Genomic DNA, 26981 nt, shown 5'->3' on the forward strand with positions numbered 1-26981 from the left:
AATTTGGGCATCTCGCTTGCAGGTGCGGGATGTGGAGCATTTTCAAACCATCGGTCGGGAGTTGGCACAAATTGGGGAGAACGAGGTACAATTCTTGGAAACCAGTCCGGAGATTGACGGCGAATCGTTACCGCGCGATCGCGATTCAGAACGAGATGGTTATGGGGCTTCGCAGGGCAAACAAAAACAACGAACTCAGTTACAGCGATCGCAGCGACAGTTGCAAATTTGAAGACGATGGAAGAAAAAGCAAGAAAAGCAATCTCTTTGGTACGCAGCGACCAATAATGAGTCAAATCTGAGAATTTGACTCAAGTGGCTTCCTGCCAGAATGTTCGATCACTCAAAAATTTTAATATCCATAGCTTTGACATCTTGCATTTTCTCAATTTGCCTACAAATATCTTGCACTTGTTTAAGTTCTTGTTTATTTTTAATGTCAACTCCTATTTTAATTTCCGCTATATCGTCTTTTTGGGGATGCTTTTTCACTTGAACTTCCTCAATGTTAATTTTGTTTTGTCCTAGAAATGCTGTAATTTCACTCAGCATATTCGGTCGATGGGCTGCTTCTATTATCACATCAATATTCCAAGCAATAGGACAGCGACGTTCAATTGGTACACTATTTAATTCAGGACAACCAGAACGATGAATCAAAATTCCTCGACCGCTTGTATTTGGAAAAACTTTAGTTTTATTTTTTGTAATTATCCCTAAACTTTCTTCATAAGGTTTAGGTTTACAACATTCAGCCAAATGATAATTATTGTGGAACATTCTAAGTGATATTAAAGTTCCATCAGCTTCGAGTGACTCTAAATACAGGTCTTTTTCATAAGAGTTATTAGATTTTGTTGATTTTTCTTTTTCCTGATCGATCTTATCTGTCGTTGTTTGTGATTTGCCTAGATTGTCATTAGATAAAAAGAGCTTTTCATAAAGTTTTTTTCCTAAATCTTTTTGTAATATTTCCTGACTGAGTTTTTTGGGAATTTTTTTTAGTAATTCATTAACTACTTTCGTGGGTGTAAGTGTCTCTTTAATTTTTTCATATCGAGGTTCGGCTTGAGTCACTTTCGATAGTTTGAGTTTTGTCGCACTATAATAGCCTAACACCGATAACAAATGTTGAACGCTACGATAATTATCATTACAACTATTAGCCACAACTTTCATGGTATCAGACTTTACTAATGATTCAAAATCATCTTTGCTGAGTTCAATATTGAGTTTTTTAAATTCTTGTTTTAATCTTTCACTTCCTGAAGCAATAAGTTCCTTAAAATGATGATTTTTAGAGCGCTTGCGAAACCAATCGCGAATTTTCTTTTGAGCAGATTTCGTAACTGTAAATGGGTAATTGTTTCCACATTCCTCTGGAGTTTTTATCCAATCCAGATGGGGAAGACTTTTTTCATTTTTGATAATTTCTACTGTATCTGTATTTTGTAAAGGTGTATTCAAAGGGACTATTTTCCCATTCACTTTTGCTTGATAGCATTGATTTCCTACATCTGTATGGATACAATATGCAAAATCAATAGGAGTAGCTCCTTTCGGTAGTTTATAAACATCACCTTTAGGGCTTAATAGATAAATATCATTACTCTGGTTTGTTTCTAAAGGAATCAATTGCTTTAAATACATTTCTCTTTCAGAATCCATTAATTCATGTAAATCTTTGTCGAGATTTCTCCCTTGAAATTGAACTATTGAATCTCCCAATTCTTCTCGGATTTCATTCAAATCATTTTGAATTTTAGTGCGATCCCACGATTTCTTTTTACTTTTTGGAATTAAATCGATATTCAATAATAATAATATTTTATCACGTTCAAATATTTTTTTGATTACAATATTAGCCAATCTAAATTTTTGACTATTTTCGATTGCTTCTTTAATCTTAGTCAAGTTGTTTGTATTGGGTTCTGTAGATTCTGGCGACTCACATATAAACACCAACTTAGCAATATTTTTTTGTTGCCTTTCTAAATTTCTAACATTTGAAGATCGACCATAGTTATCTACATTCTTATAAATAAAATGAGCAGCACCTCCGCCTTCAGCTCTTATATCCATTTCATAAGTACGAATTTGAAATTCTACAATATATCCGAGATATTCTACTAGGTCTTCGCCAAGAGCTAAGTGACAAGAAATACTTCTGTTAATATGAATAGATTGATAACCTGTAGACTTCTTAGGAAGTTGTATATAATCTCGAATTTCTTCAGACAATACACCTGTGCCTTTGAACGATTTCCCCATAGTCAAAATAATATTTTTGATTCGATAACAGTCTTTTTCTGTTTGCGTAATAATACGTACTCCAAATATGTCAAGAATTTTGTTTTTGTCTAAGCTCACTCCTTTCCGTTCTGTCAATTTTCTATAGATACTATAAGGGTGCTTAATTCTAGCAAGAACATCCGCCTTTATTTTTGCATTTTTAAGATTATTTTCTACTTCCTCTTTGATTCCCTTAATAAAGTAAGTTCTTCTAGGAAAATTAGAATTGAGAAAATAATTAATTTCTTGATAATTTCTTGGATATAAATACGAAAAAGCCAATTTTTCTATATCCTCTTGTATAGAATTAAACCCAAAACGCCTTGCTAAAGGAGAGAAGATATGTAATGAATACTCTGCAAGTTTCTTAGCTAAAGGAGAGTAGATTGATTTTAATAGACGCAAAGTTTCTTTATTTTTCATTAACTCTATTTTGATTAGTTCGTCAAAATAATTTTCCGCATTTAATAGTTTGTAATCATTATCTGTAACCAGATTTGTTAATAAATGATTATTTTTGCTTTTTGATATTCTCTCAAATAATCTGATTTTTAAACCCCAAAGATGTTTTTTGATTTGTAGAGATGATATTTCTCGTTCTCGACTAGATTTTTGATTCTCCTTTTTGATTATCTCGATCGCTTGATTATAATATTGAATAACAGGAGAAATATAATTCTCAACATTTTTTAAATTTTTCAGTTCTTGGGATTTTAAAATTCTTACTTCTTCAATAAATCCTTGAGTTTCGAGATATCTGATATATACTGGTTTGATTGATTGAGCTAAATGCATTGCCTGACAATTGTAATTATCTGCTTCTTTAATATGACCAGTAATAGCTGACAATTCTGCTAAACAAGTAAGAGACAAGACTTCATGGTATGGAGTTTTATTGAGATTGTTTTCACTTCCTTGAAAAACTTTTTTAGCATCTTCAAGATATTTTTTTGCTTGGCAGATATGTCGTATTTGTAAGTAAGTTTTTCCTAAACTTAAGTTAACTCGAGCTTCATCGTGAGATTTGTATTTAACACAATTTTTCGCTTTGTGATATGCTTTTACCGCTTCTCTATATTTACCCAGACTAAATTGTAAGTCTCCCAACAAAATCCAATATGCACCATAAATTCCTAAATATTTTTCTTTTCTTTTTTGCAATATCTCGATATTCTCTTTCGATTTCTTAAGATATCTCTCAGCACTAATAAAATCACCATTTAATAAAGCGATTCTTGCTAAATTATTATAACTCTTAGCTTGTCCATAAATATCGCCAATTTCTTCTTTTTTCTTCAGTGATTTTTTATATTTATCCGCAGCATCTTCATAATATCCTTGCGAACGATAAACACCTGCTAAATAATCCAGATCGAGCGCAAAACCATATTGATCGTTAAGGTTTTGTTTGATTTTTATGGCTTTCTCAAAATTATATTTAGCTTGTTCAAACTTACCTTGTCGCTCTTGGACAACTCCTAAACGCGACCAAGATTTTGAAGCGCGATAGAAATCTCCCAGTTTTTCAAAGGCTTCAGCACTCTTGCTAAACAATTGTTCAGCTTCGTAAAACTGACTTTGAGTCCGCCTAATTCCTGCTTTGCGATATAAAATTAATGCATAGCCAAGAGGTTCTCTATTTTGAGCTAATTTTTCCGCCTCAATAGCAGTTGACCAAGCAGTCTCGTATTGATGTAAATCTTTATAACAACTAATTAGTTTTCCTAATACTCTAATCCGAATTCGTATATCTTCTTTACTTTTTGGCATCTCTAAAACACTATTCAAAACTTGAATAGCAGCTTTTTGAGATTGTTTAGCCGATAATATCTTTCCTGTACAATAAAAACAAACACACTTTCCAAGTTCATCTCCTTGTTTTTCAAATAGATGGTAAGCTCGTTGAAAAACTATTTCAGCATTTTCTTTATCACCGTTTCTCTCAAACCTTTGGCCTTTTTCTAACAGTAGCCAAGGCTTATCTCTTAAAATATTCTCATCCAGTTCAAGAATCCAGTCTGTTAATCCGGACAGTTTTTGAGACAGGAGAGGTTCTTGTTGATTTATACGACAAACCAATTCATTAACTACCCGTGCAGCTAGTTCATGTTGTAGACTTTCATAGAAATGATAACGAGCTTCGAGATAAGCACCTAGGTCTAGGTTTTCATTGGAACTGTTTTTTCCTTCTTCCCAATAATATTCAGCTGCTTTTCTATGTAACTGAATGGTTTTGTCCTGATCTTGAAATGCTTGCCAAAACTCTCGAAAAATTCGGTGCATCTGAACTCTCTTATTATCTAATCTTGTCAATAATTTGCGTCGTAAAAGACATTCTCCAATACGAGGCTCGATATCTAAATATTGCCAAGCTATTTTTTTTACTGAGGTTTGAAATATGGAAAAATGATGAAGAGCTTGAGTTTCTTCTGGGGTCAGACGTTGTTCTATATTTTTTACAAGTTTTTGATATACAAATGCACCAGTATCTCGATCAAAATCTACCAAATTTTTGCGAACTACTTCTAGTGATGTAGTCTCACAACATTGGATTATTAAGTTGATTGCTATTGGATGTCCATCTGTTATTTGGATGATTTCATCAAAATCTTTTTCTGAGATTGTAACATTTAGATTTTCACTACATTTTCTAATATACTCACGAGCTTCTTCATCCCTAAAGCCATTCAAATTAAATTCCGTTACTCTGTTAAGAATATCTATTCCTAGTGATGACTTGTTAACATCACCAATTAAGATAAGTTTATGTTCAAAGTTTCTATTCCTCTCATAGCCAAATTCAGAAAATAGCTTAATAAAAGATTTTAGTTCCCGAAATGGAGACTTTTTAAGATCTGCTTCTTGATTAAATCCATCAATAACTATAGCATATTTATGCTTTTGCCGTTCCGAACTAATAGTCTCCAAAAAACTTGAAATTTTTACTTCATTTTTCATTTTCTCTTCAGCATAACTTGTATCAAAACCATATTCTCCATTTTTATTAAGAAATTCTTTAAGTCTCTCAAAAAGATCGGGGAGAGAACAAATTTCTTGAGATTCCTGAGATAGTTTCAAAACCTTATAATCTTGAAGGATATTAGAAGGAAGTTTTGTGGCTAAATAACTTTTTCCTATTCCTGAAATTCCTGATATGAGAAAAACTCTATTATAAGGAGATTCTTGGAACAATTCCTGCAGTGTTTCTAATTCTTTTTCTCTACCAAAAAAATCGGAAGGAGTATTACCTATATAATGTTTTTTTTTAATATAGGTATTTGATGTTCGGGAAGATTTTCAAGCTCGATCGCATTGCACCCAAATTCCAAAGAATCTTCAATAGTTCGTTCTCTCACCAGGGCTTCATAAAATCCCCTCGCAAATTTAATAGCCGCCTTGTCACTAACTGAATTATTCATCCCAATCACACACTCAATATGTTCGGAGATCGCTTCTGCTTGCACCTCAGAATAACAAGCATTAAGTACAACACACTTTACTTGATCGCTAAATTGTCTAAACAATCTTGCTAAAGCATCCGTTGAGACAATGTGTGCTTCACCAGCATCATTTTCTAGAACTAAACCATCATCACCTGTTCCATGACCGCAAAAATGTACAATTTCTGGGTTTAAATCCAAAAGTGCAAGACGTAAATCTTGAGGACGAGTAGCCCAACGTTGCTCTATGACAAACCGATCGCGCTGTTTTGCCAGTTGCAATCCTTCAGTAATTTCTCGCACCTCTTTGTCCAAGCGTAGTCTAGCTTCATCTTTAGGACTAGACGCTAAAATTAAAATAGTGCACCGAGAAGATTCTTGGTCTTCTTCGGTAGCTTGAGGAGTTGTTATTGATGCGTTTTTATCTGAAGTAGCCTTTGATGTACTGAGATTGTGACTGACTTCTTTGTGCAGGCTATATCGTAATGAAATTGTATATCTTGGTACGGGATTATTTTTATCACCCCAACGAGCGTCGGCTGACCACGCACCATCCGTTTTTTCTTTCTTGCGAGTTTCAACAGTCAATTCTCCCATTTCTGGTTTAAGAGCAAGCAGGTTGTACTGTAGAGGAATCCCTGTTACTTGTTCCTTTGCAGGTGCTCCAAATGTTCCAGCAGCAATAATACGAAGTCCTCTTTGAGTGTCGTATTGAAAATTTTCATCTTTCGCTTCATGGATATGTCCGTGCATACCAATTTGAAAACCGTTTGTCACCAACTGCTCGAGAAAAGCAACATTTTTCATGGATTCAGCACTCGTAACGGGGTGATGCCAAACTGCAATTTTAAGCCAGTCATCATAGTCTTCTTCACCCATGAGAATTTGATCGAGAGCATTAGAAATAGCATTAGGGTTTATGCTTGCACGATCCGGGAATTTATAATCGATTTCCCAGCAGGAGTTAAGCGCAAGGAAGAGAATTTTATCTTCTGGAGAGAGATAAAGAATTGCTTGTCGATCGTAATCTAGAGGATAAGGCTTGTTGTGAATTTTTTCGTAGAAGAAATTGTTAAAGTAAATAAAACGATTTTTGTATTCTTCATCATTACGAATTCTAACAACATCATCACTAACTTCAATATAGCAACCCTGTTTGAGTTCATTCGCTTCACAGTCTTCTCTGTCTTTTAAAATATAAGATTTTTTTGATATTTCCCAGTTGAGATCGTGATTACCGGGAACAATCACAACTCGATCTTGACTAATTTTATAGCGTCGAATCAGTTTGTCTACTAGCCTAAAAGCCGCATCATATTCAATCTCAGTGGAGTAATTTGCTATATCTCCAGAAATGACCAGATAGTTAATTTTTTTGACATTAAGGTTCTGAGTCAGATCGGTTGCAAGTTGAGTAAAGTATCGATTTGCTTCAAGTATTTTTTCACAATGGATATCGGACAAATGAAGAATATATATTGGGTTCTTTTGATTAGTCATATATAGCAATCCTAATTGAGATGCGAAGGTAGTGTAGCCTGAAACCCTTGTCACTGCTAGATAGCTTGTTTACAAATCAAATAGACTTGCTATAGCAACAGAAAACAAGAGAACAGCAGCGATTTACCTATTATATTTGTAATTATAAGTCAGAAATAATCTCATATATCAAAAAACTATTTTTTTAACAAATCGCAATAATGAGAGATAGCAGCGATCGCTGCTGGAGTCGAGCCGATTGACCGTACTCACCATGCTCGACCTCTCTCTATCCAGATTTGCAGGCATTACCGACACCGAAGCCCGCCAACTCAAAAAACTCAATCTGACGACAATCGCCGATGTTTAATGCAAGGAGGCGATAAATTATATCGAGAAATGGTTGCATTTTTGATTCCTACGATGTGATTTAGCTTTGCCACAAGGGTTTGCAAGATGCGATCGCTTGGCCACCTATCGTGCGATCGCGCTATTATTGAATTATGTCATTCAACTTCATTATTTATGAACGAAACACAACTTCTCGAACGAATTACAATCAATCCTAAAATTTTTGGTGGTAAACCCATTATCAGAAATCGTCGTCTTGCTGTTGAACATATTTTAGGAATGCTGGCAGCAGGAGATACACCAGATATTCTTTTAGAAGGCTATCCTTGGTTAGAACAAGAAGATATACAAGCGTGTTTGCTTTATGCTCGAAAAATAATCGGTCATGAGCGAATTGTACCGTTAATGGTGGAATCTAGTGTATGAAACTACTATTAGATACTTGTGTTTGGGGTGGAGTTCGTTCTGCATTAGCAAATGCAGGATATGATGTAATTTGGAGTGGAGACTGGGAAGAAGATCCCGGAGATGAGGAAATCTTAGCACGGGCTTACCGCGAAGAACGCATTTTAATTACCCTCGATAAAGACTTTGGTGAATTAGCGATTGTACGAGGTTTGCCGCATTGCGGTATTTTAAGATTAGTCAATCTCTCTAGTCAGCAACAAATTGTTATTTGCTTGCAAGTCCTAGAACAATATGCGGAAGAATTAAAAACAGGTGCGATCGCAACGGCTGAATTAGGACGATTGAGAATTCGTCCGCCAGATTGAAACGTTGATTTTCACGATCGCATCTATAATGGGCAATTGGAAAAGAATACTTTCTGAGATAGGGGGATAAATGGAAATTAGAGAGGCTTTGGATTCCGATCTCGATGATGTATTATTGGTAGAGCGTTTGGCGTTTGGTGAGGAAGCTGAAGCGGAACTTGTGAAAAATATGATGCACGATCGCAGTGCAAAACCGCTTTTATCCCTCATTGCTTTGCAAAATGAGCAACCCGTGGGACATATTTTATTTACCAAAGCACATTTAACAACAGATGCAAATATTGCGATCGCCATTTTAGCACCCCTCGCTGTCGTCCCAGATGCTCAAAATCAAGGCATTGGCGGTAAACTGATTCAAGAAGGAGTCGAACGTTTAGGGCGATCGGGGGTTGAGTTGGTATTCCTCGCAGGATATCCAGCATACTATAGTCGCCACGGCTTCCAACCCGCCAGCAATCTTGGTTTTGAACCCACTTATCCTACACCCAAAGAATATCCGGATGCTTGGATGGTACGCGAACTTCGTCCCGGTGCGATCGCCTCTTTTTCAGGTAAAGTGATTTGCTGTGATGCTTTAAATAAGCCGGAATATTGGCGAGAATAATTGAGAATTTAATTGAGAGGTCCACTTAAGATGATTTTAGCGAGAGCTTCGATAACATCCTCGGGATTTTCTTGTTTGAGTTGGTCGTACCATTTTTGAGTGCGATCGCCTTCTTTGCTGTAAATTGTATCTGTGCGCTTACGAGCTTTTAAAACTAAATTAGCCGTGCGTTCTTTCCTCGCGTTTTCGTAACGTTTGAGGGCATCTTCGACGCTTAAAGTGGTGGTGAGGAGGTAACGAGAGAGAATCTCTGCATCTTCCATCGCTTGACAGCCTCCCTGTCCGAGAGTGGGAGTAGTCGCGTGGGCAGAATCTCCCAGTAAAACTATTTTACCCCGAACAAGGCGATCGAGAGGATCGATATCGTGAATCTCTAAACGGTTGGTTTGCAAAGGATCGAGATTTTGGATCAGTTTCTGGACGGGAGTGGCCCAACCCTGAAATAATTTTGCTAGTTCTTCTCGGCGCTTTTCTGGCTCAACTGTGCTACCTTTCACCATGGGACAACCAAAAAAGAAGTAAAAGCGATCGCCACCTACGGGCATCATCGAAGCGCGTTTTCCTTCTCCCACATAAATCACCCAATTGTTTTTAGAAGTAAAGTTCTTATCGGCTTTCACCAAGCCATTCCAGTTCACATAATTGGCATAACGCAAAGATATTTCTTTTTCTGTCACATAACGCCGCACCACAGAATGAATGCCATCCGCACCGATGACAATATCCCCTGTAACTTTGCGATCGCCTTCAAAAATTGCCGTCGCATGGTGATCGCTTTCCTCCACCGCAATACAACGAGAATTCAACTGAACATCCTCTCGTCCAAAAGCCTCTAAAAGCAGGTCTTGCAAGTCAGTACGGGCGACAGGATAGGGGCGTTGTCCCACCTTTTCCACCAAAGGCATTAAATCAATATCATTGAGTAATTCATCGGTATGGCTGCGATATTCCATGCGATCCATTTGTCCGCCGATCTGAGCGATATTTTCCCCCAAACCCAGGCGGTTAAGAACTTTCACCCCATTTGACCAAAGGGAAATTCCCGCCCCTGCTGGTCGCAATTCCTTCGCCTTATCATAAATTTCAACTTTATATCCTGCTTGACGCAAAGCAATTCCTGTTGTCAAGCCACCAATTCCCGCACCAATAATAATAACTTTGAGATTATACATTTTTTGCTCTTAAAAAAGAGATTATAATAAAAAAGAGATAAAATGAGGGAAATATTTTGATTCCATAAAGAATAGATTAAGTCCCCCATTTTTTATGTGCGACAAGTCAGCAATCGGACGTGCCGCAACTGATAACTATCAAAGTCCCATCGCTTTGCGAGTTTGGGGACCAACAATACCATCGACATTTAACTTATTCTTAGTTTGGAAGGCCTTAACGGCGGCTTCGGTTTTCGTCCCGAAAACACCATCAATAGAAACACCAATCTTTTGCTGAACTTGGCGTACTGCTAATCCGGTAGAACCCCGTTTCACGGAAATTCCACCCACTCCAACACTCCCAACTGCTTTGGTATAGGGACCGTAAACCCAACGACTGCTAGAAAGTTGCACCCAGTCCCCGCGACTGCTGATAATGGGCTTGAGAGTTGCGCCATTGCTAACGCACATATCGGATTTATAGTTTGTACCCGGTCCAGTCCGCGCCTGAAGACAATCGCCTTTTGGGGTACTAACTTGACGAACGGTTCCTCCTGCACTGAGACTGCTAGGGGTTAGTGCAGTATAAGGCTTGTAGATCCAACGTCCTGTAGATAGTTTGTACCAATCTCCTTTTTGTCCGACAATGGGAGCGAGAACTGCTTTATTAGATACACATTTATAAGCGGTGTAGCTCAGTCCAGGACCAGTACGGGCATTAAGACAGCCACCATTCGGGGTGCTGACGTAGCGGGTTCCCGCCGTCGTTTGAGCAAAACTGGGGGCTGCGGTCATCAAACTGGCGGAGATAATACCGACAGAGAGTAAACCCAGCCATTTCGCATTGGGAATTCTAGACCAGTTAAAGAATTCAACTCCATCGAAGTTGTATTCAATGCCCTCTATTTCTTCTTGAAGCGTGCAAGCCAGAGTATAGGTTAAAGCGTCCACCGATCGCCTCCTCAATAATAATGAACAATTAGTATTCTACCATTCTGTTTATTTTAGTCAGCCTATGTCGGTTATGACAGGAACGTAGGAAAATTTAACGATCGCATTAGATCGGTTTTTAGCGATCGCCTTCCTCACAAAACAAGCAACGGGAAGGCGATCGCCAAAATATCGCCAAAATCATGTTAATCTGAGGGGAATTTTACAAGGGTAAGTTGCGAGGCGATCGCCACCATTTTTCTTTTTATTTGTCATGTCTACAGCACATCATAACCATAATCACCACCATCATCACGGACATCATTCTACCAGTGGAAAACGCTTGGGTTTTGTGATTTTCCTTAATATTACCATTACCGTTGCTCAGAGCGTTGGTGGTTTATTTTCGGGTAGTTTATCGCTGTTGTCTGATGCCCTTCATAATGCCAGTGATGTTTTAGCGATGTTTATTAGTTATATTGCGAATCGCTTGGTTTCTAGACAAGCAACACCTCAAAAAACATTTGGCTATAAACGGGCAGAAATTCTGGCGGCTTTGATTAATGCAGTGATGTTAATTGCGATCGGATTCAATCTAATTTATCAGGCAATTTTACGTTTATCGGGACAGAGAGAAATAGAAGCAATTGATTCTGGAATTGTCATGGGTTTGGCCTTGTTGGGAGTCTTGGTGAATGGCGGGAGTATTCTCGCCCTTTATCGCGATTCTCGTCATAATTTGAATATGCGATCGGCTTATTTACATTTGGCGGGTGATGTTTTAACTTCGGTGGCTGTATTTGTGGGGGGACTCATGATGTACTTTTATCAAGTTTATTGGCTAGATAGTCTCTTGACTATTTTTATTGCGATTTATTTGGTTTATGCGTCATGGCAGATATTAAAGTCTTCTTTAGCGATTGTGATGCAGTTTGCGCCCTCTCATCTCGATCTAGGGGAAATTGAAGCAGAAATTTTGCTGAACCCAGAGATTGCTAATGTGCATCACGTTCATCTTTGGCAAATTAGCGATCGCGATATTCATTTCGAGGGACATCTTACGTTTAAGGAAAATATTTCTTTAAGTAAAATCTCCTCGACCTTGGGACAAATTCAACAGCAATTAAAAAATAAGTTTTCTATTCATCATATTACTTTACAACCAGAATACGAGCCAAATTGCGATGCGAATTTGATTAAAAATCCCGATTGATTATTGATAAGAATTAAAATACAAAAACAACAGAGACGCAAGTAAAATTGCATCCCTGTTGTTTTTTGGTACTTTTCCTTTTAACTTTCCGGTTCCGCCTCGGGTGCAGTTGTTTCAGGTTGTGCATTCATTTGTTCTCGAATGCGTTCGAGTTGCTGACGGCGAAAGTCCTCACTAGCGCGATTGAGTTGGCGTTTGGTGTCTTGTTGGAACTGACCCATCGATCGCCCGTTACTAAAATTAGCATTATGAATCAGATTGAAGGGATTAAAATCGCCTCCTCCATCGCCAAACATGGGATCGCTTTCGCTACCCTGAAAGCCTTCGGTGGTTGAATTATGACGGACGGGGGTTTGTTGAGCATTAGCCTCTTGTCCTCCGAAGATCGGGGCTATTCCCAGACCCAGCAAGAGGCTAACACCAGCAAGAATCGATAAAGATTGATGTTTCATGAGCTTTTCTCAATATTGCGATCGCGACAGATGAACAAGTGTATTGGCTAGATGAACCCTTGCACTCTGAATGATTATATCTTATCGGCTTTCTCAGGATTTCCATGCTATGCTGTAAAATGGAAATTCGGAATCAGCAAAAAAGTTCGTTCTTTAAAGAACAAACTTATTAGCGGCTTTTAGTTTCCTTCTTTATTTTTGGTTTGGTTTGATTCGGGAGATACACAATGTCAATTTATGTGGGAAATCTCGCTTATAGCGTAACCCAAGAACAACTAGAATCCATTTTTGCTGAGTATGGCACCGTTAAGCGGGTTTACCTTCCCACGGATAAGGAAACCGGTCGGCCGCGGGGCTTTGGGTTTGTAGAAATGGAAAACGAGAACGATGAAGCCGAAGCAATAGACAAACTTGACGGTGCGGAATGGTTCGATCGAGTCTTGAAAGTTAATAAAGCAAGACCTCGAGACCATTAATAAGAACAAGTCGGGAGAAGCACTGTTTTTAGCAGTTTTACCCTTGAGTTTTACCTTTGAGGGGGACTCTAAAAATAAGGTTTCCCTCGTGCTAAACTGAGAGTTCTACAATTTGTAAATCCCCAACGAGTCTAGCGTTTGGAATCCTGGGGATTTTGTCTGACTGTCAATGCGAGTCTGAGTTCGGTTGAATGAACTCCACACTATTCGTGTTGGCAGATTCTCATCGTACATAATAAAATTAAAACGTTCAATACTGTAGGAGGAATCCGAATGACTCAAGTCACCGTTGGTGAAAATGAAGGAATTGAATCAGCACTGCGCCGTTTTCGACGAGAAGTATCCAAAGCTGGCATTTTCGCAGATATGAAGCGTCTGCGCCATTTTGAGACTCCCCAAGAAAAGAAGAAACGCAAGGCGATCGCCAGACGACGGAAAAAGCGCTTCAACTAAACATTACAGAATTTAACAGAATTTAACAGAATTTAACAGAATTTATAAGCAAGCAGCCAAGATTAACTGAAATACAATTGCGATACAATGGCAGTATTTCAAATCTTGGTTGTTTTGCTTTGTTCTGATGGAGAATAGGCAAATATAATTGTAATTCACGTTTTTGTTACTTCAATAATTTCTGTATATTCGTAGGGTTCTGAGGATTGTTTAACTAACGGATAATTTTTGTTGCGGATGGCGATCGCATCTTCTTCGCAATCGGATTTAGGGGAATGATAAAGAAGGACATATTCTCTACCGATAGAATTTTGAATTTCTGTTGCAACTTCGCCTCGCCATTGTGTTTTAGTCACTAATACCACCAATTGATTGGCAAGTTGAGGAATAGTTCTGGCGACTTGTCGGCGATAAATTTCGTCTAAACTGCCAAAAGGGGAATCCATAACAATGGGAAATGTACTGCTATCGGGACCCATTAAGGTTGTTGTTTGACTCCACTCTCGAACCCGATCTATGATACCACTAATGAAGGCTAAACTGAGAATTTGATTTTCTCCTGTGGAAGCAGCAACGGGAAGGGCAATTCCTGATGTATTTTCAATCAGTGTTAGTTCGTATTCTGGACTCAAACGCGGGATATACGGTGTAAAAGAAATCTGACTAAAAATCTCTTGGACTCGTTGTTCTAAGGATAAACGAAATTGTTTTTCTAGCCGCGATCGCACTTCAATTAGTCGCGCGATCGCATCTTGGGTTACGGAGATGCGTCGTTGTGCGAGAGTTTGTTTTTCTTCCTTGAGTTGCTGTTTGCTTATTTGTTTTTCTAGCACAATAATTTCTTTTTCTAGGCGATCGCCTTCTTGTTGATTTCCCCCTTGTTCTAGAGTTAATTCGCGAATCATTTCTTCAGTTTCATCTAAGCGTTTTTGCAAGTCTTGGATATTGTCATCGGGATAAGTTCTCAGTTTTTGCTTCAGATCGTCGAGTTCGTTTTCGACTCTGGCTAATTCTCGGCGATCGCGATCGGTTTGTGATTGTAGGCGATCGACATTCTGCCAAAATTCAGGAATTTGTTTTTCCAATTCTCCTACTCCTTCTTCTAAGCGAATTGCTGCTTCTTCTACATCCGCCATTCCTGCTTTATTCATCCATGCGGAAACCTCTTGATAGGTGGGAGTTTGTTGCAACAATTCCGTCCCGCAAATACAGCGTTTTTGGTTTAAGAGATTTTGGACAAAACGCTGTTTAATTCCGGAAGGAAGTTCTCCTTGTTCTCGCAAACCCTTGACAATTGCTTTGAATTGTGTATTGATTTTTGGCGTTAAAATTGTATAGCCGTTAGTAGAAATTAAGCGTTTTAAATCTTCTTTTGTTTGTCCTAAATTTTTGCGAATAGCTTTTTCCTGTTTTTCTAACTTATCTTTCAGTTTTTGTAAGTCTTTCGCGCCACTTAACTTTAATAGCTGCTGACTAATACGCTGTTTTAAGTCGGTATAGAGTGCAAGTTTTTTGATGATTTCTTCTTGCTTTTCCAGTAAGCGATCGCGTTCTTTTTCAAGTTTTTTCTGCTCTTTTAGAAGTTCTTTTATTTCAGAATTACCAATCGCTTTTAATTCATCTTGTAGTTTTCTTTTCACTACTTTTAAATGGTCAATAGAACGGTCTAAAACTTTAACACCGAGTAATTCCTTCGTATCTTCAGCGATATTATTTTTGCGATCGGAACGAAAGAAATGATCGATACGTTCGCCATCAAAAAAGAAATATTGGTGTAAACTTTCTGGGAGAATGCGCCCAATAATATCTTCAGGTTGTTGTGAGGGATAAGTCCAGCGTCCTTCATCTCCTGCAACTTGCATAAATAACTTACTTTGGTTGTATTGAATCTTCTCATTTTGATCGCGACAAGCATAACATTGTCGCTTTAATTGATAGTGTTTATCTTCATGTTCAAAATAAATTTCTACATTGCATTCTACCGAAGTACCGATATTTGCTTCTTGAATTGCGCGGGTGTTAATCAACAGATCGGGGGAGGCAAAAGCGGCGGTAAATTTTTCATAAAGTACCCAAGTAAACGCATTGAGTAGTGTCGTTTTTCCCGCGCCATTATTGCCATGAATAACCGTTGTATTTTGCTCGCCATTCGCCAATTTAATAGTCGGTGTTTTGCCATAAAATTGACGAAAATTACAGAGTTTAAGAGAAATTATTTTCATTTTGCATTGGGTTCTATTGAATAACTTCTTTGATAATCTTGAGAATATCATCATTGATATTGCGAGGACTGCGTTGGTACAGTTTTTCTTTTTCTAATTTGAGAACTTGTGCGATAATTTCTTGTACTTCAGAAGACGCACTGGTAATCGGTTCTTGAACTTTTTGAACATCAACATTAATTTTCATGTTTAGATAATGAGTAAATATTTTTGTATTAATTGTTCATGGATAATTGGTATTTTTCTTGGAGGATTAAGATTTTTGCCTTAGCTTCCTCTGCATTTTCAGCAAGATTGGCAAATTCCAGAAAACGAATTAATTCTTTTCGTAATAAATTGCGTTCGACTTCCCAAGTTTCGCGATCGAGATCGGGAGGTAAAACGATCGCGTCAAATAAAGTTGCTTTAGCTTTACCGGGATGAGGTCGTAAAATCCTGCCTCGACGCTGAATAAATTGGCGTGGATTGCTCGTACTAGCCAGAATAACAGCATTTTGAATTGCAGGAATATCAACCCCTTCATCGAGACAACGAATAGAGACTAAACCTTGTAGATCGCCTCGTTCAAATTGCTCTCGCAGTCGTTCCCGTTCGGCTAAAGGCGTATCTGCTGTATAAATATTAACGCGATAGCCCAACTCCGTTCCTAAAATGCGCGTGATAGCTGTTAATTGACCCTCGGGAGGAGAAGTATTTTCCACAGTCCCATCACCACAATAAAAGAGAGTGTGAGTGGTATCGAGACGCGTTTTCATCAACTCTCGCACCAGATCGAGTTTATTCGCAGCAGCACCAATAAGACGCGATCGCTTCATCAATAAAGAAGTCAGGGTTTCATTAGATTTTAAATTGTTATTTTCCGACAATGCCCAACCGATCTGTTTAGTTAATTTGGCATAGATGACCGCTTCCAGGGGAGTTAATTCTACCAATAAAGGATAGTAGAAATAACGAACTAAAGCACCGCGATCGATCGCATCTTTAAGGGTGAATTCCGGCTGTAGAACCCGCCCGAAATAGCCCCAGAGGGCATCCGTGCCATCCTCATCAAAATAGCGCTCTGGAGTCGCAGAAAGAGCGAGACGCAAACCAATATTGCGCGGTAAACATTCTTCCAAGCGCGGCGACCCCAAATGATGCGCTTCATCGCCAATAATGAGGGTTTTGGGAGGGAAAAATTTAAGCTGGGATTGGAAACCCTCAGTGATAAACGTGGAATTGGTGACGATGACCGTCAGGAAAGCGCGATCGCCAGTGCGAAGATTGTAGATTTGAGTGGATAGTTCGTTTTGCCACTTACGAACCCTCTCAAAGGCAAGGAGAGGCTGGAGATTGAACCTTTCGCACTCCCTTCCCCATTGAGTAACGAGATGACGGAAAGGACAAACAACCAAAAGAACTTGTAAGCCGATTTTACGATAGAGTTCCGTCGCGATCGCCAAAGCTGCAATAGTTTTCCCGCTTCCCGTCGCCATTTTCAGAATACCCCTTCCCTTATTGCGAAACCAATTCTCAACCGCTTGCTGTTGATAATCTCGCAATTGCAGAGAAGAGGGAAACTCGGGAATGTCTCGGACAGAAGCATAATACTTTCCCTGACCCTCAGAAACGCGACGAGAGCGAGAAACAGCAGCATATTCATTTGCCAACCTCTCCCAGTCGATCGCGCCGATCTCATCCCATTCAACCTTCATCCCTCCTCTCCCAGCTATCAACTCTCAACTATCAACTATCAACTATTATTCCGCCATTTCTCCACTAAACTCGTTATAAGAACGTCTTTGTAGTTCGACGGAACTGGTTCGAGGTTCGAGATTAAAGAGTTCTCGCAAGACATCATCAAGTTCTTCATATTTAACCTGTCCCTTCCCATTCAAGCGAACCTGGTTTTCAGCATCAAAAATAAGAATTTGCGGGACGACCCCCTCGTAGTAATAACCCGGTTCATCCGGTTGATAAGAATCTTTAACAGGAATAGAATCGGCATTGATGGGGACAAACACGACAACTCGTCCGTAAAAATCCTTTAGATGAGAAATAACACTGGCAAAGCGCTTGCAATCGCGACTATCATCAATATAAAAAGCCAGGATAACCGGTTTGGGTAGACTAAGTGCGGCTTTGAAGGTTGAACTCGCTGGAACCAGAGAGCCGTCTCCGGCATAAAGTACAAAAATATTGCCATCATAGCGATCGCTCTCAACATCAGCGCGAACGGGAGATAGTACCAAAAAGAAACAGGTTAGCGCGATCGCCAGACCCAACAAACAGCGATGCAGCCAAACTTTCCCTCGCATTGTCCTAAACTCATCCAGATGAGAATGTATCATAAATTCAATTGACGCTTAATGTAAAATCCAAGGAACGGATCTGGAATTGAATCTCTCTTCATTTCAGCGATCGCATCTTCCTCAAATCCGTTTCCTTTTGATTTAATTACCCTTAGCACAGAAAGCGACCATAATTATATTTTGTCAATCCCAGCACCTGAATACTTAAGTCAAATTTGAGGGCAGAGATTTGCAGAGAGTGCGATATACTCTCTGCAAAAGCAGCCGAATAAATGTCAAGTAGCCAAACAATAGCTTATGCTTAATAATTTTGAACTCCGAAACTTTGGACCTATACATCAGCTTAAATGTGAAAGTGCAGGCAATATCAATTTAATTATTGGTGGAAATTCTACAGGTAAAACTATCTTACTTAAAGCACTTTATAGTTCAATGAAAACTATCGAGGAGTATAAGCGAGGGAATGAACCTCGAAAAACTTCTGAAATTCTTGCAGATAAACTCTATTGGACTTTTGAGACTACAAAAATCGGCGATCTTGTTAGGAAAGGAGCAGATGAACCTTTATCATTACAACTTGAGTTTGGTGAGCAACAATTTTCCTTTGAATTTGGAAAAGATACAGCCAAGAGTATACAAAATATAGAAAATAATATTTCTCCTAGAGAAAGCAATTCAATTTTTTTACCCCCTAAAGAAGTTCTCTCATTACATCACATTATTTTAGAATCTCGCGAGCAAGATAAAACATTTGGTTTTGATAATACATATCTCGATCTAGCACGAGCATTACGTCAATCTCCCAAAAAAGGTAAAAACTATAGACAGTTTGCTGATTCCAGACGACACTTACAAGAAATTTTAGATGGAAAAATTGAATACGATGAAAATTGGGGAAATTGGCAGTTTAAGAAAGGAAATCAAAAGTTTTCTATTGGTGTTACAGCCGAAGGTATCAAGAAAATCTCAATTCTTGATACATTGCTAGAAAATCGTTATCTCGATCGCGAGTCACTTGTTTTTATTGATGAACCAGAGGCTGCATTACATCCAAGTGCAATTGCAAAGTTTCTCGATATTATTGCCATATTAGCAGAGTGCGGAATTCAGTTCTTCATGGCAAGTCACTCTTATTTTGTTATTAAAAAACTATTTTTAATTGCACAGAAAGAAAAGAATTTATCCATTATGATAACTTCTGTGGATGGCGATCGCTGGACTACTGCAAATTTGCGAGAAGGTTTACCCAATAATCCAATTGTTGATGAGTCAATTCGGCTCTACGAAGAAGAAATTGAATTAGCATTACAATGAACATCGAACCTATTATCGAGTCTGGTATGAGCTTTGGTCCTTATCCAGAAGGGCGTTGTTTCCATATTGAGGAAAGTGAAACCTATCGGAATTTACGCAGCACATCAAGCATGAAAATGGTAGAGTTTTTGCTCTTACATTCTTCTACTCCACCGATAATATGGATTATTGAAGTTAAAAAGAGTTCGCCACGTCCTAAAATAAAGGAGAAAACAGACTCTAAAACAAATGAAAATGAGAAGTTTGACAATTTTATTGAAGAAATTCGAGACAAACTAATAAATGCGCTATCTCTATATGTTGCCATTTGCTTGCAGCGTCACTCAACAGAGAATGAATTACCGGAATCTTTCCAAAAACTCGATCTGAAAAAAGTTGATTTTCGGTTTATCTTGATAATTAATGGACATAAAACAGAATGGCTTCAGCCATTAAAAGATGCTCTCCATAAAGCACTTAAACCTACAATAGCTGCTTGGAATTTATCTCCTCTTTCTGTTTTAGTATTTAATGATGAGTTAGCGCAAAAACAGAAGGGATTGATGTGTAAAAAACAAGAATGAGAAAGAGTTATGATAACGCGATCGCACTGCAAAATCTTCTTTCGCTTTCTCTTCCTGTTCAATTTGTTGATAAGCTATTCCTCGTCGTGCTAAAGTTAAAGGATACTCTGACTTAATCTCCAAAGCGCGATCGCAGTATTGAATACACTCCTCATATTGCTCCAAACGAAAACAAGCAACACCGCACAAATACCACACCTCAGCATTATCCGGTGCTTCCTCGCAAGCTGCTTGGAATATCTCCAATGCGCCTTTATAGTCCCCCCGATCGCTGCGATCGCCTCCCTCAGCTAACCGAGTTTCTAAGTCTTCTGGTTCCATAATTCAGCTAAATTTACTCTGAGTTTCTCCTATTATGCCGTAAAATTTTTGTGAGTGGGAGAGGCGATCGCAATAACCCTTCTAGCGATATGTCATGCTGAAAACAACTATTATAGCCCGATCCGCCAGGGATTAAAAATCCCTGTCTCATACAAAAAATCCATTGAAATGGATTAGGGATATTGCGATATCGCTTTATCCTTCAAAATGGTCTTGACGACGACTAACCAAAACGACTCGTAACCTTACCCAAAATGCGATCGCGTTTCACAATACCAAACATTCGGCTATCGGTGCTTTCTTGAGAATTATCCCCTTGGAGAAAACAATCCCCATTGTCTAAAACTACCGTAACTCTTTTAATGATTTTCAACTGCGATCGCTGAGGATGTCTTGCAATAACAATATCGCCAACGCGAGGAAAAGCGTTTTCATAGGCCTTTAAATCGGTTACAACTTCATCACCGGGTTTTAATAATGGCAACATAGAGTTACCTGCAATGCGAAATCTTCCCCGTTTTCTCAATAGCAAGAGAAAGAATTCTCGAGGCGATCGCGCTAATTTTGGATGATTTACTGAAGACATAGAAAAGAAAAAAAGGCGATGAAATCAACGCCTCTATAACATAAATTAAAACTGAAAAAATTGGCGACAAAACCAATTAAGAAGGCTTCGCCAAGTACCAAGAAACGTCGCGTCCCTTGCTTTTCCAAAACATATCGTGAATCTTCTTGACCATTTCAACTAACTCTTTTGCATGAGTTTCGCTGACCTCTACCTTGCAAGAAGAACAAAGTTTTGTTGCTTTCCAGAAAGTATCGTGAAGATCGGGAAAATCTTGTAAATGAACGGGTTTGAAATAATCCGTCCAAAGCACTAATAATTCCTCCTTGGTTTTATGTGCTTGTTCTTCCTTAATCGCAACATACCGAGAGAAAGTATTGTTGTAAGCAATAACTGCATTTTTATCGTTGGGGTTGGGGAGGTCCAACGCAATCAGTTTTTGGGTCATTGATAGCACTGCTTCTGCTGTAATCCTTGAAGTAGAAGGATCGTAAACACCACAGGGACCATCGCAGTGCGCTTGCACTTCCTCTGCGGGAAACCAATTTTTGAGCTTGGAAATTAGAGTATTAAGCATGAGATTACTGTGTACTTGTTGATTTGAATCGCTTTGAGCAATGTTTCTAGATCGGGTTGGGTTCTTTGCTGCTGAAGCTAGATAACGCTAAGGTGACAGCCATTTATCCCCCCGTACCCCATCTAGCTTAGTGCTATTCGGGATGCGGTGCAAGATGGACTTAGGCGTTTACAATAGAGATTGGGTCTAAGGGCGTAAGTAAATCTGCTCATTAGACGAATTCGGAATCTTGATTCAATGCGATCGCCAAATCTATGAATGCAAAAGAACTAGCACAATACATCGAACAAACAAACGGAGAGTCCAAACCGTGGTTGCTGGTACAACTGCGCTTGAAAAAGTTACAGGAAAACCGCGATCGCATTTCTCCCACGGAATATATTTGCTGTCTTGAAGATATCCATCAAGACATGATGAATTTGGGTGAATGGTGGATTGGGAGAGAAAAAGAAGTATTTGAAGAAGGGCGATAAGTAATGGTTATATAATAACCATTACTTTGTTAATGCTTTATCTAATACTTTATTGATAAGTGATAAAATTAAGATGTCTGTAGAACTACAAAGCGAATTGAATGAAGCGGTTAATATGCGCCGCAATTTTGCCATTATTTCCCATCCGGATGCGGGAAAAACAACTTTGACTGAAAAGCTGTTACTCTATGGTGGAGCCATCCACGAAGCAGGATCGGTAAAGGCGCGAAGGGCGCAACGCAAGGTCACTTCCGACTGGATGGAAATGGAACAGCAACGGGGAATTTCTATCACCTCAACGGTTTTGCAGTTTGAGTACGACGGTTATCAAATCAATTTACTCGATACTCCAGGACACCAAGACTTTAGTGAAGATACTTATCGCACTCTAGCGGCGGCAGATAATGCAGTGATGCTGATTGATGCTGCTAAAGGCTTGGAACCGCAAACTCGCAAGCTATTTGAAGTTTGTAAAATGCGAGGATTGCCCATTTTCACCTTTACTAACAAAATGGATCGTCCTGGACGAGATCCCCTGGAATTATTGGACGAAATCGAGCAAGAATTAGGCTTGCAGACCTATGCGGTGAACTATCCGATCGGGATGGGCGATCGCTTTCGGGGGGTATTCGATCGCCGACAGCAGAAGATTCACTTATTCCAGCGTCGCGCTCACGGTAGCAAGACAGCAGAGGATACAATCTTCGAGATTGGCGATCGCCGACTGGAAGAATTACTCGACCCAGAACTTTATTCTGAACTTAAAGAAAATCTAGAAATTCTTGAGGAAATTGGTTCTGATTTTGATTTAGAAAAGATTCATGCAGGCAAATTAACCCCGGTCTTTTTTGGTAGTGCGATGACCAATTTTGGGGTGCAACTTTTCCTCGAAGCCTTTTTAGAATATGCCCTTAAACCCGAGGGAAGAAATTCTACTCGTGGCGCGATCGCCCCCACAAATCCTGATTTTAGTGGCTTTGTTTTTAAACTACAGGCAAATATGGATCCCAAGCACCGCGATCGGGTTGCTTTTATTCGAGTTTGTACGGGAAAATTTGAAAAAGATATGACCGTCAGCCATGCGAGAACGGGCAAAACGGTGCGTTTATCAAGACCGCAAAAACTATTCGCCCAAGGGCGAGAATCCCTCGATGTCGCTTATGCTGGAGATGTGATTGGATTGAATAATCCAGGGGTTTTTACCATTGGCGATACGATTTATCAGGGTAAGAAATTAGAATACGAAGGAATTCCTTGTTTCTCCCCAGAACTATTCGCGTATCTGAAAAATCCTAACCCTTCTAAATTCAAACAATTTAACAAAGGAATTCAAGAATTGCAGGAAGAAGGTGCAGTACAAATCATGTATTCTGCGGATGAATTTAAGCGCGATCCGATTTTAGCAGCCGTAGGGCAATTACAATTTGAAGTGGTGCAATTTCGCCTACAAAATGAATATAATGTAGAGACAAGGTTAGAACCTTTACCCTATAGTTTAGCGCGCTGGGTTGCTGGCGGTTGGGAAGCCTTGGAAAAAGCAGGACGGTTATTTAATACAATTACCGTAAAAGATAATTGGGAACGTCCAGTTTTACTGTTCAGAAATGAATGGAATATGCGCCAAATTATGGAGGATCATCCCGATTTAAAATTGAACTCTACTGCACCGGTTGGATCGGGTTTGCAACCAGATTAAATTCCCTACCATAACTTGTAAACTTTGTCAATTTTTCAATAATGAAATTAGGTCAATTTTTAAGAGAAACCGTCGGAATCAAGTTTCGACAAATTGATTTATATGCCTTGGATAAACTCGCAGGCCAACAAGTTTGCGAAATTCAGTTTTATGCCAATCTCAAAGAATCCTTTGGTCAAATAGAAGATAGGTCTTATACCTCTCCTTTTTTCTATCCTCTTGGATATTATGAAAGAGGAGAACTTGGTTTGCATTTACATCCATACTACTTAAAATGGGAAGATATAATTGTTGCTTGTAACGATCATAACGATATTTTTGATCGAGCATCGACATTAGCATATTTCTTATTTCGCCATCTCTTAAAATGGGAAAATATTTGTTATGAAGAAGAGGAAAACCCTCACAATGATGAAACATTAGTTGAAGCCACAAATATTGTTAATGCTGCCTTTGGAGAGAACTTTTATCAGATAGGCCGCTTTGGAAAGATGTATCCTGATGCCTTAGAACACTGCAAATTCGATCCCCCTACCAAAGTATCCTTGGTCACTGCCGCAAAATCAGTTTTAGTTAACTTAGGGTGGGGAAATGCGATCGATGCGGCTCGTCAATGTAATCTTGTCTTAGGTTGTCACCGTAACACAACAGGATATTTCGATCGCGACAAATTTTACGCATTATGTCGCACCCTACTCGCACAATATCCCGAACACTTTACCTCAGAAGCAAAGCAAGAATTAACGATCGATCGCAATAACAAAAATGCTTTAGCGACATGGTGTGTCGATCTCTACAAAGCCGGAAATAAAGAATGGACTCTGAAAGTATTACTCGATCTTTGTGAAACACACTGCTCGTATAATCATCCCATCGCACATCACATTATGGTAAAACTTTTGGGCGATACTCCCGTCGGACGCTGGGTGCAATATCGACAAATCGAGTTTAACTCAGAACGTCAGGAAAATTATGAAGATTGGGAAGAAACCCTATTTAAAATAGTATAGTGAAATGAACGTAATTTGCTATAATCATTGAACAAGCAGGATGCTTGTGCTACAAACTATATTTAAACCTAAGTAACCCAAAACTATCATGTTAACTTCACTGGATTTTCGTGGTTTATTAACACCGCGTTTCTTGCAAAACTTTTTCCCAATTCCCGCAACAAATTCTCTAATTTTAGAACAAAAATCTCCAGATTTTCTCCTACCCGATATTACGAACCAAAGTACAGTGCGACTGTCAGATTATCGCGGTAAAAAAACAATTATTGTTGCTTTCACCCGCATCTTTACCGATCGCCAATATTGTCCCCTTTGTTATCCTCACATTCAAGAGTTGAATGAAAACTACGAGAATTTCACCGAGAAAGGAGCAGAAATTTTTATGATAACCAGTACCGATCGCCGACAAAGCGAAAAAATTGTCAAGGATTTGGGATTAAAAATGCCTTTATTAAGTAATCCTAGTTGTGATGTATTTCAAACGTACCAAGTCGGCCAAGCTCTCGGCGCTCCTCTACCGGCTCAGTTTATCATCGATCGCCAGGGCGTTTTGCGCTACAAGCATTTATTTTCCTTTCTCAACCCCAATGCACCGGTCGAAAAACTATTAGAATTAACTGCAAATTGTTAGCTTCTGAAAATGCAATCAAAATTCTAACAATTTATCTCAAGACTCCTGCACAGGGCGATCGCCGCGATGATGGGTGCGATCGTACCCTTGAGGCTTAATCGCCTTAGCTTTGCCTTGCAACAAGCCAGAAACACCTTCCTGACCAATTTCCGGACGTATATCCGTCAAAGGTTGAGCGCGATCGATTAAATGTGGATCGTAATCTTCCGGTTCGTAATACGTGGTAATATAACCCTCGTAATTGCGAAGGACGACTTTATTCACCCCCTGGCTGATAAGATATTGAGGCATAACTGGAATTTTCCCACCTCCTCCAGGAGCATCGACAACATAAGTGGGAACAGCATAGCCACTTGTGTGTCCTCGTAAACCTTCCACGATTTCCATGCCTCGTGCAACAGTGGTACGAAAGTGACCCGCACCTTTTACTAAATCGCATTGGTAAATATAATAAGGACGGACGCGATTTTTCACTAACTTAAGTAAAAGTTCTTGTTGGATATCGAGGCGATCGTTAATTCCCGCTAAAAGAACGCTCTGATTTCCCAAGGGAATCCCCGCATCTGCTAATTTAGCCAAAGCTGCGCTTAATTCGGGGGTAATTTCCTTGGGATGATTGATATGGACGTTAATCCAGAGTGGATGATATTTCCGTAGCATATTACAAAACTCGTCTGTAATGCGTTGAGGGAGAAAGACAGGAACGCGGGTACCAATTCTGACAATTTCCAAATGCTCGATCTCTCGTAATCGCGAGAGAATATAATCAAGCAGAATCGGAGATAGAGTTAAAGGATCGCCACCACTCAGGAGAACATCTCGAATTTGAGGGGCTTGGCGAATATAATCGAGTTGTCGTTCGAGATCGTTTTTCTTAAAAGTTTGCTGAAAATCTCCCACCAAACGAGAGCGAGTGCAGTAGCGACAGTAACTCGCACAGTGGGTTGTCACCAACATCAAAACGCGATCGGGATAGCGATGAACCAAACCCGGAATGGGACTGTGTTCATCTTCAGCCAAGCTATCTTCCTGCATTCCCACAAAGTCAACGAGTTCGCGTCCCAAAGGAATCACTTGGCGGCGAATCGGACACAAGGGATCGTCAGGATCGATTAAACTGGCAAAATAGGGAGTAATATCAACGCGAAATTTATCTTTCGCTGTTAGCCCTTGAATTTCTTCAGGAGTTAAATTGATAATTTGCTCTAACTCTTCAACAGAGTTTAAACGGTTGTCTAATTGCCAATGCCAATCATCCCATTGTTTTGGAGGGACATTTGCCCAAGGTTTTAAAACTCGGGTTGAAGGTGACTGAGTTAAAGGTATCATTTTTGCTTTTGTGCTTTTGTAAAGAATTCCGAGATAATATTCAGATGGGATCGATAGGATAAGAGTTGCGATCGCCGCGATCGATCTTGTACGATTGTTCCACCTAGTTTTGTTTTTCTAGTTTAGCAATTCTTGCCAAAATTATCATCGTTCAAGAATATATTATGTCAAAAATTGTATCTATCCATTCCTATCGAGGTGGAACGGGAAAGTCAAATTCCACCGCTAATTTAGCAGCAACAGTTGCGAGTTATGGATACCGAGTCGGTGTTGTTGATACGGATATTCAATCTCCGGGAATTCACGTGCTATTTGGCTATGGAGACGGCGAACAATTAGAACCTTGCCTCAATCAATATCTTTGGGGAAAATGCA

The 26981-nt window shown here is 39.2% G+C and carries 27 protein-coding genes; 14 read left to right on the forward strand and 13 right to left on the reverse strand.

The genetic code is table 11. The features are described 5' to 3' along the window. A partial coding sequence (locus VB714_RS17545) for a hypothetical protein (RefSeq protein WP_323225939.1) occupies positions 1 to 232 on the forward strand: 232 nt, incomplete at its 5' end. A 107-nt stretch (positions 233 to 339) separates the two neighbouring features. On the opposite strand, the gene VB714_RS17550 is transcribed toward VB714_RS17545, so the two are convergent. Both VB714_RS17550 and VB714_RS17555 read right to left on the reverse strand, forming a co-directional pair. Continuing rightward, positions 340 to 5562 carry a tetratricopeptide repeat protein gene (locus VB714_RS17550; protein WP_323225963.1) on the reverse strand — a complete coding sequence of 1741 codons (5223 nt, stop codon included), beginning with the start codon at positions 5560 to 5562 and terminating at the stop codon, positions 340 to 342. Then, positions 5541 to 7232 carry a metallophosphoesterase gene (locus VB714_RS17555; RefSeq protein ID WP_323225940.1) on the reverse strand — a complete coding sequence of 564 codons (1692 nt, stop codon included), beginning with the start codon at positions 7230 to 7232 and terminating at the stop codon, positions 5541 to 5543. Before VB714_RS17555 ends, VB714_RS17550 begins: the two co-directional genes overlap by 22 nt. Before the next feature lie 504 nt (positions 7233 to 7736). Between VB714_RS17555 and VB714_RS17560 the strand changes: the two genes are divergently transcribed. The 3 genes from VB714_RS17560 (at position 7737) to VB714_RS17570 (ending at position 8939) form a co-directional block, all read left to right on the forward strand. After that, the gene (locus VB714_RS17560; protein WP_323225941.1) at positions 7737 to 7988 is read left to right on the forward strand and encodes a DUF433 domain-containing protein; all 252 of its coding nucleotides are present in this window, start codon (positions 7737 to 7739) and stop codon (positions 7986 to 7988) included. Beyond that, a complete protein-coding gene (locus VB714_RS17565) occupies positions 7985 to 8335 on the forward strand; it encodes a DUF5615 family PIN-like protein (protein WP_323225942.1) in 351 nt (116 codons plus the stop codon). The genes VB714_RS17560 and VB714_RS17565 overlap by 4 nt, the downstream gene beginning before the upstream one ends. A gap of 70 nt (positions 8336 to 8405) precedes the next feature. Next, entirely contained in the window at positions 8406 to 8939 is a 534-nt protein-coding gene (locus VB714_RS17570; protein ID WP_323225943.1) for an N-acetyltransferase, read from the forward strand. Positions 8940 to 8947: 8 nt separating this feature from the next. Here the strand turns inward: VB714_RS17570 and hpxO are convergent, their stop codons facing one another. Further along, complete coding sequence (hpxO, locus tag VB714_RS17575) at positions 8948 to 10111, reverse strand: FAD-dependent urate hydroxylase HpxO (protein WP_323225944.1); 1164 nt, start codon at positions 10109 to 10111, stop codon at positions 8948 to 8950. 138 nt (positions 10112 to 10249) lie between these two features. Continuing rightward, a complete protein-coding gene (locus VB714_RS17580) occupies positions 10250 to 11041 on the reverse strand; it encodes a peptidoglycan-binding protein (protein WP_323225945.1) in 792 nt (263 codons plus the stop codon). 253 nt (positions 11042 to 11294) lie between these two features. Here VB714_RS17580 and VB714_RS17585 point away from each other — a divergent pair, with 253 nt between their 5' ends. Next, the gene (locus VB714_RS17585; protein ID WP_323225946.1) at positions 11295 to 12233 is read left to right on the forward strand and encodes a cation diffusion facilitator family transporter; all 939 of its coding nucleotides are present in this window, start codon (positions 11295 to 11297) and stop codon (positions 12231 to 12233) included. Positions 12234 to 12313: 80 nt separating this feature from the next. Here the strand turns inward: VB714_RS17585 and VB714_RS17590 are convergent, their stop codons facing one another. Continuing rightward, entirely contained in the window at positions 12314 to 12685 is a 372-nt protein-coding gene (locus VB714_RS17590) for a hypothetical protein (protein WP_323225947.1), read from the reverse strand. Between the two features lie 227 nt (positions 12686 to 12912). Between VB714_RS17590 and VB714_RS17595 the strand changes: the two genes are divergently transcribed. Together VB714_RS17595 and rpsU are read left to right on the forward strand one after the other, a co-directional pair. Next, entirely contained in the window at positions 12913 to 13161 is a 249-nt protein-coding gene (locus VB714_RS17595; RefSeq protein ID WP_323225948.1) for an RNA-binding protein, read from the forward strand. A gap of 273 nt (positions 13162 to 13434) precedes the next feature. Then, entirely contained in the window at positions 13435 to 13614 is a 180-nt protein-coding gene (gene rpsU, locus VB714_RS17600; RefSeq protein ID WP_204105573.1) for a 30S ribosomal protein S21, read from the forward strand. A gap of 155 nt (positions 13615 to 13769) precedes the next feature. Here the strand turns inward: rpsU and VB714_RS17605 are convergent, their stop codons facing one another. From VB714_RS17605 to VB714_RS17620, 4 genes are read right to left on the reverse strand one after another with little or no spacing between them, the layout of a single operon-like run. Beyond that, positions 13770 to 15836 (reverse strand): AAA family ATPase, encoded by a 2067-nt coding sequence (locus tag VB714_RS17605; protein WP_323225949.1) that lies wholly within the window; start codon positions 15834 to 15836, stop codon positions 13770 to 13772. A gap of 13 nt (positions 15837 to 15849) precedes the next feature. Then, positions 15850 to 16023 (reverse strand): hypothetical protein, encoded by a 174-nt coding sequence (locus tag VB714_RS17610; RefSeq protein ID WP_204105575.1) that lies wholly within the window; start codon positions 16021 to 16023, stop codon positions 15850 to 15852. Between the two features lie 28 nt (positions 16024 to 16051). Continuing rightward, complete coding sequence (locus VB714_RS17615) at positions 16052 to 17530, reverse strand: DNA phosphorothioation system restriction enzyme (RefSeq protein WP_323225950.1); 1479 nt, start codon at positions 17528 to 17530, stop codon at positions 16052 to 16054. A gap of 45 nt (positions 17531 to 17575) precedes the next feature. Further along, a complete protein-coding gene (locus VB714_RS17620; protein ID WP_323225951.1) occupies positions 17576 to 18166 on the reverse strand; it encodes a thylakoid membrane photosystem I accumulation factor in 591 nt (196 codons plus the stop codon). 258 nt (positions 18167 to 18424) lie between these two features. Between VB714_RS17620 and VB714_RS17625 the strand changes: the two genes are divergently transcribed. Beyond that, positions 18425 to 19441, forward strand: coding sequence for an ATP-binding protein (locus VB714_RS17625; protein WP_323225952.1), 1017 nt, complete (start codon positions 18425 to 18427; stop codon positions 19439 to 19441). Further along, positions 19438 to 20004: a hypothetical protein gene (locus VB714_RS17630; RefSeq protein WP_323225953.1), complete on the forward strand. Its 567-nt coding sequence runs from the start codon at positions 19438 to 19440 to the stop codon at positions 20002 to 20004. The genes VB714_RS17625 and VB714_RS17630 overlap by 4 nt, the downstream gene beginning before the upstream one ends. On the opposite strand, the gene VB714_RS17635 is transcribed toward VB714_RS17630, so the two are convergent. The 3 genes from VB714_RS17635 to sodN all read right to left on the reverse strand — a co-directional run bounded on the left by VB714_RS17635 (position 19960) and on the right by sodN (position 21467). Next, positions 19960 to 20325 (reverse strand): tetratricopeptide repeat protein, encoded by a 366-nt coding sequence (locus VB714_RS17635; RefSeq protein WP_323225954.1) that lies wholly within the window; start codon positions 20323 to 20325, stop codon positions 19960 to 19962. The genes VB714_RS17630 and VB714_RS17635 overlap by 45 nt on opposite strands. A 223-nt stretch (positions 20326 to 20548) precedes the next feature. Beyond that, a complete protein-coding gene (sodX, locus tag VB714_RS17640) occupies positions 20549 to 20911 on the reverse strand; it encodes a nickel-type superoxide dismutase maturation protease (protein WP_323225955.1) in 363 nt (120 codons plus the stop codon). Between the two features lie 76 nt (positions 20912 to 20987). Next, complete coding sequence (gene sodN, locus VB714_RS17645; RefSeq protein ID WP_323225956.1) at positions 20988 to 21467, reverse strand: superoxide dismutase, Ni; 480 nt, start codon at positions 21465 to 21467, stop codon at positions 20988 to 20990. Positions 21468 to 21721: 254 nt separating this feature from the next. Between sodN and VB714_RS17650 the strand changes: the two genes are divergently transcribed. From VB714_RS17650 to VB714_RS17665, 4 genes are all read left to right on the forward strand, one after another. Then, positions 21722 to 21940, forward strand: coding sequence for a hypothetical protein (locus VB714_RS17650; RefSeq protein ID WP_323225957.1), 219 nt, complete (start codon positions 21722 to 21724; stop codon positions 21938 to 21940). Between the two features lie 73 nt (positions 21941 to 22013). Further along, positions 22014 to 23636 carry a peptide chain release factor 3 gene (gene prfC / locus VB714_RS17655; protein WP_323225958.1) on the forward strand — a complete coding sequence of 541 codons (1623 nt, stop codon included), beginning with the start codon at positions 22014 to 22016 and terminating at the stop codon, positions 23634 to 23636. Positions 23637 to 23677: 41 nt separating this feature from the next. Beyond that, positions 23678 to 24646 carry a hypothetical protein gene (locus tag VB714_RS17660; protein WP_323225959.1) on the forward strand — a complete coding sequence of 323 codons (969 nt, stop codon included), beginning with the start codon at positions 23678 to 23680 and terminating at the stop codon, positions 24644 to 24646. A gap of 88 nt (positions 24647 to 24734) precedes the next feature. After that, positions 24735 to 25277, forward strand: coding sequence for a peroxiredoxin family protein (locus VB714_RS17665; RefSeq protein ID WP_323225960.1), 543 nt, complete (start codon positions 24735 to 24737; stop codon positions 25275 to 25277). Between the two features lie 36 nt (positions 25278 to 25313). On the opposite strand, the gene ablA is transcribed toward VB714_RS17665, so the two are convergent. Next, positions 25314 to 26606 (reverse strand): lysine 2,3-aminomutase, encoded by a 1293-nt coding sequence (gene ablA, locus VB714_RS17670; protein WP_323225961.1) that lies wholly within the window; start codon positions 26604 to 26606, stop codon positions 25314 to 25316. A gap of 164 nt (positions 26607 to 26770) precedes the next feature. Here ablA and VB714_RS17675 point away from each other — a divergent pair. Then, positions 26771 to 26981 (forward strand): P-loop NTPase (locus VB714_RS17675; RefSeq protein ID WP_323225962.1); only part of this gene is annotated, 211 nt, incomplete at its 3' end.

The sequence above is a fragment of the Spirulina sp. 06S082 genome, assembly GCF_034932145.1.
In the GTDB taxonomy this organism is placed as follows: domain Bacteria; phylum Cyanobacteriota; class Cyanobacteriia; order Cyanobacteriales; family Spirulinaceae; genus CCY15215.

What these genes read in the sequence shown, in the direction of transcription:
- VB714_RS17590 (WP_323225947.1), bottom strand. Translation starts at nt 12,685, where the DNA reads ATGAAACATCAATCTTTATCGATTCTTGCTGGTGTTAGCCTCTTGCTG.
- sodN (WP_323225956.1), bottom strand. Translation starts at nt 21,467, where the DNA reads ATGCTTAATACTCTAATTTCCAAGCTCAAAAATTGGTTTCCCGCAGAG.
- VB714_RS17605 (WP_323225949.1), bottom strand. Translation starts at nt 15,836, where the DNA reads ATGAAAATAATTTCTCTTAAACTCTGTAATTTTCGTCAATTTTATGGC.
- VB714_RS17625 (WP_323225952.1), top strand. Translation starts at nt 18,425, where the DNA reads ATGCTTAATAATTTTGAACTCCGAAACTTTGGACCTATACATCAGCTT.
- VB714_RS17660 (WP_323225959.1), top strand. Translation starts at nt 23,678, where the DNA reads ATGAAATTAGGTCAATTTTTAAGAGAAACCGTCGGAATCAAGTTTCGA.
- ablA (WP_323225961.1), bottom strand. Translation starts at nt 26,606, where the DNA reads ATGATACCTTTAACTCAGTCACCTTCAACCCGAGTTTTAAAACCTTGG.
- VB714_RS17595 (WP_323225948.1), top strand. Translation starts at nt 12,913, where the DNA reads ATGTCAATTTATGTGGGAAATCTCGCTTATAGCGTAACCCAAGAACAA.
- rpsU (WP_204105573.1), top strand. Translation starts at nt 13,435, where the DNA reads ATGACTCAAGTCACCGTTGGTGAAAATGAAGGAATTGAATCAGCACTG.
- VB714_RS17635 (WP_323225954.1), bottom strand. Translation starts at nt 20,325, where the DNA reads ATGGAACCAGAAGACTTAGAAACTCGGTTAGCTGAGGGAGGCGATCGC.
- VB714_RS17610 (WP_204105575.1), bottom strand. Translation starts at nt 16,023, where the DNA reads ATGAAAATTAATGTTGATGTTCAAAAAGTTCAAGAACCGATTACCAGT.
- VB714_RS17620 (WP_323225951.1), bottom strand. Translation starts at nt 18,166, where the DNA reads ATGATACATTCTCATCTGGATGAGTTTAGGACAATGCGAGGGAAAGTT.
- VB714_RS17555 (WP_323225940.1), bottom strand. Translation starts at nt 7,232, where the DNA reads ATGACTAATCAAAAGAACCCAATATATATTCTTCATTTGTCCGATATC.
- VB714_RS17570 (WP_323225943.1), top strand. Translation starts at nt 8,406, where the DNA reads ATGGAAATTAGAGAGGCTTTGGATTCCGATCTCGATGATGTATTATTG.
- prfC (WP_323225958.1), top strand. Translation starts at nt 22,014, where the DNA reads ATGTCTGTAGAACTACAAAGCGAATTGAATGAAGCGGTTAATATGCGC.
- VB714_RS17560 (WP_323225941.1), top strand. Translation starts at nt 7,737, where the DNA reads ATGAACGAAACACAACTTCTCGAACGAATTACAATCAATCCTAAAATT.
- VB714_RS17585 (WP_323225946.1), top strand. Translation starts at nt 11,295, where the DNA reads ATGTCTACAGCACATCATAACCATAATCACCACCATCATCACGGACAT.
- VB714_RS17650 (WP_323225957.1), top strand. Translation starts at nt 21,722, where the DNA reads ATGAATGCAAAAGAACTAGCACAATACATCGAACAAACAAACGGAGAG.
- VB714_RS17615 (WP_323225950.1), bottom strand. Translation starts at nt 17,530, where the DNA reads ATGAAGGTTGAATGGGATGAGATCGGCGCGATCGACTGGGAGAGGTTG.
- sodX (WP_323225955.1), bottom strand. Translation starts at nt 20,911, where the DNA reads ATGTCTTCAGTAAATCATCCAAAATTAGCGCGATCGCCTCGAGAATTC.
- VB714_RS17665 (WP_323225960.1), top strand. Translation starts at nt 24,735, where the DNA reads ATGTTAACTTCACTGGATTTTCGTGGTTTATTAACACCGCGTTTCTTG.
- VB714_RS17565 (WP_323225942.1), top strand. Translation starts at nt 7,985, where the DNA reads ATGAAACTACTATTAGATACTTGTGTTTGGGGTGGAGTTCGTTCTGCA.
- VB714_RS17630 (WP_323225953.1), top strand. Translation starts at nt 19,438, where the DNA reads ATGAACATCGAACCTATTATCGAGTCTGGTATGAGCTTTGGTCCTTAT.
- hpxO (WP_323225944.1), bottom strand. Translation starts at nt 10,111, where the DNA reads ATGTATAATCTCAAAGTTATTATTATTGGTGCGGGAATTGGTGGCTTG.